Source organism: Promicromonospora sp. NPDC060204, assembly GCF_042728455.1.
Taxonomy (GTDB): Bacteria; Actinomycetota; Actinomycetes; order Actinomycetales; family Cellulomonadaceae; genus Promicromonospora.
The window spans coordinates 1-10883 of record NZ_JBHWZO010000220.1 but is presented as its reverse complement, the minus strand read 5'-3'; the positions used below and the strand labels follow the sequence as shown (position 1 = coordinate 10883).

General features: G+C 72.4%; 9 protein-coding genes and 1 tRNA gene. 5 read left to right on the top strand and 5 right to left on the bottom strand.

Annotation, left to right across the window (positions count from 1 at the left end):
• Nucleotides 1-2569 (top strand): hypothetical protein (locus ACFWEJ_RS22405; protein WP_377231396.1); only part of this gene is annotated, 2569 nt, incomplete at its 5' end.
• A gap of 37 nt (nt 2570-2606) precedes the next feature.
• Here ACFWEJ_RS22405 and upp read toward each other — a convergent pair.
• Nucleotides 2607-3242, bottom strand: coding sequence for a uracil phosphoribosyltransferase (gene upp / locus ACFWEJ_RS22400; protein ID WP_026366119.1), 636 nt, complete (start codon nt 3240-3242; stop codon nt 2607-2609).
• A 177-nt stretch (nt 3243-3419) separates the two neighbouring features.
• Between upp and ACFWEJ_RS22395 the strand changes: the two genes are divergently transcribed.
• Both ACFWEJ_RS22395 and ACFWEJ_RS22390 read left to right on the top strand, forming a co-directional pair.
• Nucleotides 3420-3854, top strand: coding sequence for a nucleoside deaminase (locus ACFWEJ_RS22395; RefSeq protein WP_377231397.1), 435 nt, complete (start codon nt 3420-3422; stop codon nt 3852-3854).
• A gap of 105 nt (nt 3855-3959) precedes the next feature.
• Entirely contained in the window at nt 3960-4844 is an 885-nt protein-coding gene (locus ACFWEJ_RS22390) for an NAD-dependent protein deacetylase (protein ID WP_377231395.1), read from the top strand.
• A gap of 55 nt (nt 4845-4899) precedes the next feature.
• On the opposite strand, the gene ACFWEJ_RS22385 is transcribed toward ACFWEJ_RS22390, so the two are convergent.
• Nucleotides 4900-5856 carry a transglutaminase domain-containing protein gene (locus ACFWEJ_RS22385; RefSeq protein ID WP_377231394.1) on the bottom strand — a complete coding sequence of 319 codons (957 nt, stop codon included), beginning with the start codon at nt 5854-5856 and terminating at the stop codon, nt 4900-4902.
• 219 nt (nt 5857-6075) lie between these two features.
• Here ACFWEJ_RS22385 and ACFWEJ_RS22380 point away from each other — a divergent pair, with 219 nt between their 5' ends.
• The gene (locus ACFWEJ_RS22380) at nt 6076-7071 is read left to right on the top strand and encodes an arabinan endo-1,5-alpha-L-arabinosidase (protein ID WP_377231393.1); all 996 of its coding nucleotides are present in this window, start codon (nt 6076-6078) and stop codon (nt 7069-7071) included.
• Between the two features lie 74 nt (nt 7072-7145).
• On the opposite strand, the gene ACFWEJ_RS22375 is transcribed toward ACFWEJ_RS22380, so the two are convergent.
• Genes ACFWEJ_RS22375 through ACFWEJ_RS22365 form a run of 3 tightly spaced genes read right to left on the bottom strand, consistent with a single transcriptional unit; the run spans nt 7146 to nt 10335 of the window.
• A complete protein-coding gene (locus tag ACFWEJ_RS22375) occupies nt 7146-8828 on the bottom strand; it encodes a carbohydrate-binding domain-containing protein (RefSeq protein WP_377231392.1) in 1683 nt (560 codons plus the stop codon).
• Nucleotides 8825-9682, bottom strand: coding sequence for a polyphosphate polymerase domain-containing protein (locus ACFWEJ_RS22370; RefSeq protein ID WP_377231391.1), 858 nt, complete (start codon nt 9680-9682; stop codon nt 8825-8827). The genes ACFWEJ_RS22375 and ACFWEJ_RS22370 overlap by 4 nt, the downstream gene beginning before the upstream one ends.
• Nucleotides 9679-10335, bottom strand: coding sequence for a DUF4956 domain-containing protein (locus ACFWEJ_RS22365; protein WP_377231390.1), 657 nt, complete (start codon nt 10333-10335; stop codon nt 9679-9681). The genes ACFWEJ_RS22370 and ACFWEJ_RS22365 overlap by 4 nt, the downstream gene beginning before the upstream one ends.
• A 250-nt stretch (nt 10336-10585) precedes the next feature.
• On the opposite strand from ACFWEJ_RS22365, the gene ACFWEJ_RS22360 reads away from it, so the two are divergent.
• Nucleotides 10586-10672, top strand: a tRNA-Ser gene (locus ACFWEJ_RS22360).
• Nucleotides 10673-10883 lie beyond the last annotated feature (211 nt).

Below are 10883 nucleotides of genomic sequence, written 5' to 3'. Positions count from 1 at the left end.
GGGTGGCAGCGTGGCCGCGGGCGCGCTCGCCGTCGCCGCCGTCGGCCTGGTCGCGGCGCTGCAGATCACGGCGCCGCCCGAGGCGGACACGCTGATCGACACGGTGATCGCCACCAACGACGGCAGGGAGCTGCCGGGCGGCGGCTCCGCCGAGGAGGTCAAGGGCGGCAACCCCGTGCTGCCGACCGACGTCGTGCCCAACGAGAACACCGCGTACATCGAGGTCGACTACGCGGACGCCGCGCAGCCGCTGGCGCCTCGCCAGAGCCAGAACCTGTCGTTCACCGTGCAGAACACGGGCTCCGCCGGCGCGACCGGCGCCCAGCTCGAGGTCACGCTCCCGAACGGGCTCAGCGCCGCGAAGCCGGAGGGCTCCTTCGGCACCGGGATCGGCGGCCGCCTGGTCTCCAGCAGTGCGCCGCCCACCGCCGAGGCCACGCCGACGCCCGTCGCGACCGGTGGCACGTCGTCGGAGGCGAAGGCCGACGCCTCGGCGGGCTCGTCCACCAGCGAGATCGAGATGCCGACGTCGCCGAGCGCGTCGCCCAGCGCGCCCACCACCGAGGGCTCTGTCCCGGTCGAGGCCCCGGTCGGCTGCACGCCGACCGAGCGGGCCAACGTCGTGCTCTGCTCGATCGGCGAGCTCGCCCAGGGCGCGACGCGCAGCGTGGTCGTGCCGGTGCAGGCCAACGCCGGCGGTGACTACCCGGTGAGCGCCAAGGTCTGGGCCGACGGCCTCCAGGCGATGAACGTCGACCTGCCGAGCCGCACGGTCGCGGCGTTCGGCCCGGAGCTGTCCGCGCAGACCCGGGACGTCTCGCTGTCCAGCCCGGGCAGCGCGCCGCTGCCCGTCACGCTGGTCAGCACCGGCGACCGCACGGTCGGTCCTGGCTGGGCCGTCGCCGTGTCCCTGCCCGACGGCGTCAAGCCGGCGTCGGAGCAGGCGCAGCTCTCGTGCGCGGCCGGTGACCTGCCGAACTCCTGGCTGTGCTCGCCGATCTCCGGGTCCTACCTGTCGTCGTCGCAGATCGAGCCGGACGGCGCTGTCGACGTGTCGCTGAACGTGACCACCGCGGCGTCGTCCGCGGCGCAGCCCGCCGAGCTGGGCGTGGCGAACGTCCGGCCGGTCCTCGCCGGCAGCGCACGTTCCGCCTCGGCCACGCTGGTCGCCACCTCGGCCTGGGCCAACGCCGGCGCCGGCGTGGGCACCGTCACCGCGTCCTGCCTCGCCACCGGCGGGGTCGACAAGGCCGACGCCGCCGTGATCGGCAGCTACACCAACACGACCCAGCGCGTCGTGCGCGTCGCCCTGGAGGCGGCCGGCAGCCGCGAGTCCACGGGCAAGGACGTGGCGCCCGGCGAGTCCGCCCGGGTCACGGTGCACGACGGCCTGCGCGTCCCGGCCGGCCAGGCCACGTTCGTGCTGACCACGGCCGTGGACGGCAACACGTACGAGACCCGGGTCGCCGCCGGTGACCACCGCTCGGTGGACTGCTACGAGCCCGCGTGGGACACCGCGACGAGCGTGCAGACCGTCAACTCGGGCGGCACGGTGACCGTCCAGGGCACGATCACCAACAAGACGAACGAGTCGATGTCGGCCGTCATGTCCGTGCCCGTTGGCGAGGACACGCTCAAGACCGTCAAGCTGCCCGTCGCGGCCGACGGCTCGGTGGACCTCTCCGTGAACACCGACCGCACGCACATGCCGGCGGGCGACGTCACGTTCCACCTCTCCCGCGAGGTCGCGGACTCCGACGGCGACCTGGCCGACGCCCCGAGCACGCCCGCCAGCAACCCGACGCAGTCCTTCGCCGCCGCCCAGATCCAGCCGGCGGCGGGCGAGCGGACCATGGCTGCCGAGTCCTGCGTGTTCGACGCCGAGAATGACCACTCGGTGCAGACCTTCCAGGTCACGGCGGACAACACGGCCTCGACCCTGCCGGTGCCGTTCCACGTCGGGGACGTCACCCGGACCGTGCCCGCCGGGCAGACCGAGGTGATCGAGTTCCCGGTGGTCTGGGGCACCGGCACCGTGGCGCTGACAGCGGCGGGCCAGACGCTCGACCAGCTCGACGTCGCCTTCAAGTCCTGTGCCGACGTGACCTGGCCGACGGCGGAGCAGCTCACGGTCGAGGCCGCGGCCGAGTGCGTCGACCAGAACGTGCAGATCAAGGCGACGGTGCAGAACGGCACCGGCCGCGAGTGGCGCGGTGTGCTGGTGCAGGACGCCACCGGCGCGACGAGCGAGGAGCAGGCGGTCCCCGCGGGGTCGACGACGTTCGCGCTGCCCCCGCAGCCTCTGTTCACGCTCGACGGCAACGTCACCGTCCGGCTGACCCGTGAGCTGGAGGGCAACTCCTTCACGGTGGAGAAGTCGTTCGCCGTGAAGGGCGAGAACTGCGTGCTGCCCGAGCCCACCTGCGAGCCGACGGTGGACGACCCGGCCGCCGAGCAGGCCGCGTTCACGACCCGGACCGTGAACAGGGCGCCGACGGACAGCCCCTGGCGGCGGCTGATGGGCCTCGACCGCTGCGAGCCCGCGATCTCCGAGGGCGAGCAGGCCTAGCGGCCCGGGGCGCCCCGGCCGGGGCGCCACGCCGGCGTCAGACGATGCCGTACAGCCGGTCTCCGGCGTCGCCCAGGCCGGGCACGATGTAGGCCTTCTCGTTGAGGCGCTCGTCCACGGCCGCGACCACGACCGACAGGTTCGCGCGGTCGCCCACGTGCTCCTCCAGGAGCGCGATGCCCTCCGGGGCGGCCAGCAGGCAGACCGCCGTGACCTCGCGCGCGCCGCGCTCCAGCACGTAGTCGATCGCCGCGACCAGCGTGCCGCCGGTGGCCAGCATCGGGTCGATGAGGAACACATGCCGGCCGGTCAGGTCGTCGGGCAGGCGGTTCGCGTACGTGACGGCCTTGAACGTCTCCTCGTCGCGCACGAGGCCGAGGAACCCGACCTCCGCCGTCGGGAGCAGGCGGCTCATGCCGTCCAGCATGCCCAGGCCCGCCCGCAGGATCGGCACCACCAGCGGCGGCGGGGACGCGAGGCGCGTGCCCGTCATGGTGGTGATCGGCGTCTTCACCTCGTGCGGCTCGGTGGCGATCTCGCGCGTGGCCTCGTAGGCCAGCAGCGTCACCAGCTCGTCGACCAGCAGGCGGAACGTGGGCGAGTCCGTGGTCTCGTCCCGCAGGACGGTCAGCTTGTGGGCTACCAGGGGGTGATCGACGACGTGAAGGCGCATGGGGCCAACGCTACCGGGCGGTCGAACGCCGGGGCGGTGCGGAGCCCCGGAAAGTCGCCAGTCCCACACTCCGCCCCGCACACCGCGTTGTCAGACCCCCAGGTCACTAGGGTGACCTGTGTGTCTGACACAGCGGGACTGAGCGCCGCCGAGCGCCGCGCGCACTGGGAACGGTGGATGGGCGTCGCCCTCGACGAGGCCCGGCGTGCCCTGGACACCGGCGACGTGCCGGTCGGCGCCCTGGTGCTCGACGAGGCGGGCGAGGTGATCGGCGTCGGGCACAACGAGCGGGAGGCGACAGGGGACCCGACCGCCCACGCCGAGGTGCTCGCGATACGCGCGGCCGCGGCCGCGCGCGGCGAGTGGCGGCTGTCCGGCTGCACGCTCGTCGTCACGCTGGAGCCCTGCCCGATGTGCGCGGGCGCCCTCGTGCAGTCGCGGGTGCGGCGGCTGGTCCTCGGCGCGTGGGACCCGAAGGCCGGCGCCACCGGCTCCGTGTGGGACCTCGTGCGCGACCAGCGCGCGCTGCACGAGGTCGAGGTGCTGGGCGGCTTCCGCGAGGACGAGTGCGGGGCGCTGCTCCGGGAGTTCTTCGGGGCGCGGCGGGGCTGACGGGCGCGGTAGCGGCGCGTCCTCGCCGACCAGCAGGACGAACCGCGGTGCGAAATGGAACACACCACGGGTGCGCCGGGCACCCGGCGGCATACCCTCGTAAGCGTGTTCCCTCAAGCTCGACCCACCACGTGGCAGCCCGAGCCCGTCGAGGTCGCCCGCACCACCGTGGACGACGTCGTGGACGTGCTCTCGGGCCTCCGGATCACCGCGCTCACGGGCGCGGGGGTCTCGACCGACTCCGGCATCCCCGACTACCGCGGCCCCGACTCGCCGCCGCGCAGCCCCATGACCTACCAGCAGTTCGTCGGTGACGAGGAGTTCCGCCGGCACTACTGGGCGCGCAACCACGTGGGCTGGCAGCACGTGGACCGCACCGCGCCGAACGCCGGCCACCGCGCGTTCGCCGAGCTGGAGGAGCGCGGCATCCTCGCCGGCATCATCACGCAGAACGTGGACCTCCTGCACGAGGACGCGGGCTCCCGCAACGTCATCGACCTGCACGGACGCTACGACCGTGTGATCTGCCTCAACTGCGGCCGGGTCATCTCGCGCACGCACCTCGCGGAGCGGCTCACCGAGCTCAACCCGGGCTTCCTGGAGTCCGTGGGCGACGTCGCGGACGTGGAGATCGCGCCCGACGCCGACGCCGTCATCGAGTCGACCGCGCACTTCAAGCCGGCCCCCTGCGAGTTCTGCGGGGGCGTGCTCAAGCCGGAGATCGTCTACTTCGGAGAGAACGTGCCGCGCGAGCGGGTGGAGCGGGCGTTCGCGCTGGTCGACTCCGCCGACGCGCTGCTCGTCGCCGGCTCGTCGCTGACCGTGATGAGCGGGCTGCGGTTCGTGCGGCACGCGGCCGAGGCGGGCAAGCCCGTCGTCATCGTGAACCGCGGCATCACGCGCGGCGACAAGTACGCGACGGTCAAGGTCGACGCCGGGACGAGCGACGTCCTGCAGGAGCTGGTCCGTCGCCTCCCCCCGCCCGCCTGAGGCCGGTGTCAGACGTACGGGTCACCCGGGTGACCCGTACGTCTGACACGAGGGGCTAGCGGGTGGTGAGGTCCGTGATGCCGTCGTGGCCCGTGGGGGAGAGCGTCAGCACACGGTTGCCCGGGTGCAGCCGCGAGTCCCCGTGGTACAGCTCGGCGAGCTGGTCGGCCGCCTCGCCGTCCCCGGCGTCGGCAGCCACGAGCAGGTAGGCGAGCTCGTCGGCCACGGCGTCGAACTCGTCGTCGGACATCTCCGCGCCCGGCAGGCCCGCGTCCCGGACCCAGGCCGCGGCCTGGCCGCCCGCGGCCTCCTGGACGGAGGACGTGCCGAGCTGCGGTCCCCAGAAGTCCCAGAGCAGCAGCTCGTCGCGGTGCCGGTGCGCCACCTCGTACAGCACGTACGAGCGCACGAAGTCCTTGCCGTGCAGGTACGACACCTCCGTCGTCACGCCGTACGTCGCAGGGTCGACGGTCCCGGCGCGGATCGCCAGCCACGCCTCCGCCGCCGTCACGAACGGCGACTCCGGCCCGGTGGGCATGTCGTGCACGTCGAAGTCGAAGTCCTTCTGGTCGAGCTCGGAGTCGAACCGCACCCAGCGCTTCCCGTCCCAGCGTTCGCCCACCACGTGGTCGGCGTTCCAGCTCGGCACGAAGTAGTTGGCGAAGCCGATCCGGGAGCGCGCCGGCACGTCGTGCGTGCGCAGCACGCCGAGCGTCAGCAGCGTGTGGTCGCGGCAGCATCCCGCCACCTGCTGACCGTGCGTGCGCGGCCCGTCGAGGGGCGCGCGCAGCTCGGCGGCGTCCAGGATCGAGGTGAGCCAGCGCCGGTCGGGGTCGCTCTTCTGCTCGTCGGTCAGTGTCGGGCCATCGGCCCGGTAGTGCACGACGGCGGTGCAGACGAACCGGTGCAGCTCCTCCGGATCGGTGCTCAGCTCGGTGAAGTATCCGGTGTGGTGTCCGGGGTTCGAGTACGGACTGTGGTCCGCGTAGTCGAAGAGTGTGGGCGCGGGCATCGGTGTCCTCCCTCGGCGGTGTCCGGAACACTACCCCGCGACCCCGGACATTTCACAGGCCATTCGACGGACCCGAGGTGCCTCTTGACGCGCTGATTCACCCACCTCCACACTGTTCTACAACCTTGTAGAAGCCGGAGCGACGAAGGTCCGGCGGCGATTGTGAGCGCTCACAACCACCGCTCCGTCGTGCCCGGCACGTACCGGACGGAGGCAACGATGCACCAGTTCCGAGCACGTCTCACCCCCAGCGCCCGACGCCGACAGGCGGCCGTCGCGCTGCTCGTCGCGGCAGGGCTCGCGATCGCACCGGCGGCGCCCGCCGCGGTGGCGGCCTATCCCGACCCCGGCGTCGTCACCGGGAGCACCGGTGTGCACGACCCGGAGGTGGCCAAGTCGCCAGCCGGCATCTATCTGCTCGCCCACACGGGCGACGGGATCACCCTGAAGACGTCGACGGACCGCACCCGCTGGAGCGACGCCGGGGCCGTGTTCCCGAACGGCGCCTCCTGGACGCACGCGTACACGAACGGCAGCAACCACCTCTGGGCGCCCGACATCACCTACGTCAACGGCCGCTACTACCTGTACTACTCGGCGTCGACCTTCGGCTCGAACCACTCCGGCATCTTTCTCGCCACGAGCACCACGGGCGCGCAGGGGTCGTGGACCAACCAGGGCCTCGTCATCGAGTCGAACACGTCGGACAGCTTCAACGCGATCGACCCGAACCTCGTCATCGACCAGTCCGGCCGCTGGTACCTCAGCTTCGGCTCGTTCTGGTCGGGCATCAAGCTGATCACGCTGGACTCCTCGACGGGCAAGCGGTCGGGGTCCGAGCTCCGGAGCATCGCCGGCCGTGGCGGCGGTGCCATCGAGGCGCCGACCATCCACTACCGCAACGGCTACTACTACCTGTTCGTCTCGTTCGACGCCTGCTGCCAGGGCGCGAGCAGCACGTACCGGGTGATGGTGGGCCGGTCGACGTCGGTCACGGGTCCCTACGTGGACCGTGCCGGGACGGCCATGACGTCGGGCGGCGGTACCGAGATCCTGGCCGGCCACGGGAGCTTCCACGGGACCGGCCACCAGGCGGTGCTCCCGGACAGCGACGCCGATGCGCTCTTCTACCACTACTACACCGACAGCGGGGCCTCGCGGCTGGGCATCAACCTCCTCGGCTACGACTCCGCGGGCTGGCCCTACGTCTACTGAGCCACCCCCTCGACGTGTCGGACGCTCAGGTCACCGGAGTGGCCTGAGCGCCTGACACGTCTTTGCGGCGGGGTTCAGGGCTGCGTGCCCATGCCGGTGCTCGCCGGGGACTCGCCCGCCGTGGCCGTGGTGACGTCCGTGCCGTCGGCCTGGATCGTGTACTCCTCGCCCGTGGTCACGACCTCGGAGGCCAGGACCACGGACTGGGTGTCCTTGGCCAGGGTCACCTCGGCCACCGTGGTGCCGGACGAGTCGACCACCGTGAGCTCCGTGCCCGCGGCCAGGGTGTCGAAGGTCGCGGCGACCCAGCCCTCCGAGCCGTCGCCCGGCGTCTGCAGCATGCTCGACGTGCCGACGGCGAGCAGCGTGCCGGCCTGCACCGTGAGCGCGCCGGCGCTGTCGAGGGTGCCGTTGCCGCCGTCCGTCGGGCCGAATACCGTGACGTCGCCGCCCGAGACCGTCAGGGTCCCGTTCGAGTCCAGGCCGTCGCCCCCGGCGTCGACCGTGACGTCGCCACCCGTGATCACGAGCGAGTAGTCGCCCGCGGCCTCGCCGGGCATGCCGCCACCGCCACCCGCGCCGCCGCCGCCGTCCTGCGGCGGTTCGCCGTCCGGCATGGTGCCCGACGTCGGCGGCTCGCCACCCGTGGGCGCCTCGCCCTCCGCGGGGGCCTGGGCGCCCGTGTCCTGGCCGTCCGCGGCGTCCGCCGCGGTGCCGTCGGTCGTTGCGGTGTCGGTCGTCGTGCTCGTGCCGCCCGCGGCGTTGAAGCCGTCGTCGGACGACGTGACGTCCACCGTGCCGCTCGCGACCAGGATGTGCGCCGCCTCCAGGCCCTCGACGGACTCGGAGACGGTGATCGTGGCGCCGTCGACGACGAGGTCGCTCTCGGCGTGGACGCCGTCGTCGCCGGACGCGACGGTGACCGTGCCGCCGAGGAGCGCCGCGTAGCCGACGGCCTCGCCGTCGTCGTTGGTGCCGTCCTCGTTGTCAGCCTTGAGGCCGTCGCCCTCGGCGCCGACGTCGAGCGTGCCGTCGGTGACGACCAGGAAGTCCTTGCCGCGCACGCCGTCGTCCACCGCGGTGACGGTGATGTCGCCGCCCGCGATCACGAGGCCGTCCTTCGAGGCGATCCCGTCGTTCGTGCTGCCGGTGACGTCCAGCGAGCCCGTGCCCGAGATGACCATCGAGTCGGCCGAGAACAGGGCGGCGTTGGGTGCGTCCTCGCTGGTGTCCGCGTAGGTCGCGGCGTCGGTCAGGCTGTTGGAGGAGCCGTCCGCGAGCACCACGGACACGTCGTCGGCCTGCGTGACCGCGACGGCGGACCCGGTCGAGCTGGTGATGTCCGCGCCGTCGAGGACGAGTCGCACGAGGCCGTTGGCCTCGGAGCTGACCACGACCTGGCCGTCGTCGAGCGTGCCGCTGATCCGGTAGGTGCCGGGCGCCGAGATGGTGACGGTGGAACCGTCGGCGGTGGCGCCGTCACCGGAGACCGTGGCGCTGTCGCCGTCGAGCGAGACGGTGGTCTCGTCCGCGGTGTCCCAGGTCTCCTCGGCGATGGCCGCGAGGTCCGTGTAGTCCTCGTTGTCGGCCAGTGCGTCGTCGGTAGTGGTCGCCACCTCCGAGATGGTCGTCGTGGTCGTCGCGTTCGTGCCGCTCGTGGTCTCGGCGGTGGCCGTGCTGCACCCGGCGAGGGCGCCGAGCACGAGGGCGCCGGAGATCGTGGCGGTCAGGAATGGGCGGGGTCGGCGGATCTTCATGCTGGGGTCCTCTCGCTGGTCAGGAGGTGTCGTGCGGTGGTGGGCGCGCTCACGGTGAGCCGACGGCGGACGAGGCGCCGCCAGGGCATGTCCGGCAGGCCGGGCTCCAGCACGGCCAGCCCGGTGGCGTACTTGGAGATGCGGTCGGGACGGTGGCCCGCGCGCCAGAGGAGACGGTCCACGGACGAGGGCCCGGAGCCGGCGGCGGTCTTGGTCTCGACCACCACGAGGTCGCCGATCGTGGCGCTGCGGAGCACTGATGCGTCGGCCGAGCCGGCGCCGGTGTGGTCGGCGTCGGTGAGCCCGGCGTCGGCGTTGTCCGGTGCGGCCGGGAGCAGCAGGTCCCAGACGAGGCCGGTGTCGAGCGTGACGCGGGCGTCGTCGAGCAGCAGGGTGGTGCGGTGGTAGCGAGACCGCAGGGTCGGGGCGAGCACGGGCGCCGACGGCGCCCCGGCGTCGGCCAGGCGTTCGGAGACGAAGGTGCGGGCCGGGCCGAGGTGGTCGGCGTCGTCGTGCGGCTGCCGCTCCTTGACCGTGGTGCCGCGGCCCGCCCGGGTCTTCACCTCGACGAAGCAGGTTCCGGTGTCCACGTAGGTCCTGGTGCGGACCTTGAACCGGCGACGGCGACGCGTCGCCGCGAGGCGGTACGCGTCCAGCTCCGGGGTGTCGAAGTAGGTGGAGTCGTAGGCGAACGAGCGGGAGCCGTCGATCTCCAGCACCCGAGCCGGCGGCAGGGCCGCGAGCAGGTCGTCGAGCTCGTCCGGGGTGAGCACGTACTTGCGGTCGCGCCGGGTCTGGAGCGCGGCGGCCTCGTTCAGCTCGTCGAGGGTCACGGGGGCGAGGGTGTCGATCATCGGGCTGCCGCCAGCTCGGGGTGCCCGCCGCCGGTGGTTCCCTGTTGCGGGGTGCTCGGATGCAGGGTGGTGGGGGCGCCGGCGCCGTCGTCGGTCACGATCGGCAGACGACGCGCCTCGGAGTAGCGGACGTCGACCCAGGTGGAGTCGTTCACGAGGTCCAGGCGCTGCACGGACAGGGCGTGCACGCGGGCCCCGAGGAGCTGCTCCAGGTACGCGATCAGCTCCGTCTGGTCGGGGATCGCGCGGTCGAGGACGACCAGCTCGCTGTGGTGCCTCGCGAACAGGCGGGGATGGTCGGCCAGCGCCATCACCAGGAGGATCAGGCCGCTGCCCGCGAGCCCCAGCCAGCCGGCGCTCGTCCCGAGCCCGCCCAGCAGGCCGAGCGCGAGCGACGCGAAGTAGTAGGCGACCTCGTGCTGCGACAGCTCCGTGGAGCGCAGCCGGATGATCGACAGCACGCCGAACAAGCCGAGTCCGAGGCCGGCCGCGACGGCGCTCGCGGAGAGCGTCGCGGACACCGCGAGCACCCCGACGTTGACGCCGAGGTAGGCGACGACGAGGTCGCGCCGGCGGTGCCGCGGGAAGTAGAGCGCGAAGGTGAGGATGGTGACGGCGACGAGGTCGACCGCGTAGAGCATGAGCTGGTTCATCGGATCTCCAGGGTTATCGGGGTGATGAACACGAGGTAAACGCATGGACCCAGCCGGTTCCTGGGGCACGGCTGGGCTGAGCCTGTGCTCTGCTGGGAGGTGGCTGGGAGTCTTGGTGCCCGGCGGGCCGGTGCTGGGCGGCGCGGGAGCGGGCGTCGAGGGCCTGCCGGAGGCCGTCGGAGAACCGATTCGTGGAACCGGGCTCTGACCGGGTATCCTCCTACGGTCTGCTACTGATGTGGCGGGCGAAGGTAGCGTGTCCGAGCGGCCTAAGGAGCACGCCTCGAAAGCGTGTGTGGGTGAAAGTCCACCGTGGGTTCAAATCCCACCGCTACCGCACCCAGAGTGACGAACGAGCCCCTGACCCATGTGGTCAGGGGCTCGTTCGTTGTGGCGCGCGGCCAGGTCGGCAGTTCGCAGTTCAGGTCGGCAGGTTGCATTCAAGTCGGCACAGGCCGGTGCCGACCACGACGCAACCAGCCGACCACGCAAACCAGGCCAGAAGCCCGCAGTCGAACAGGTATCCCCCAAGAGTGGGCCGAACAGGC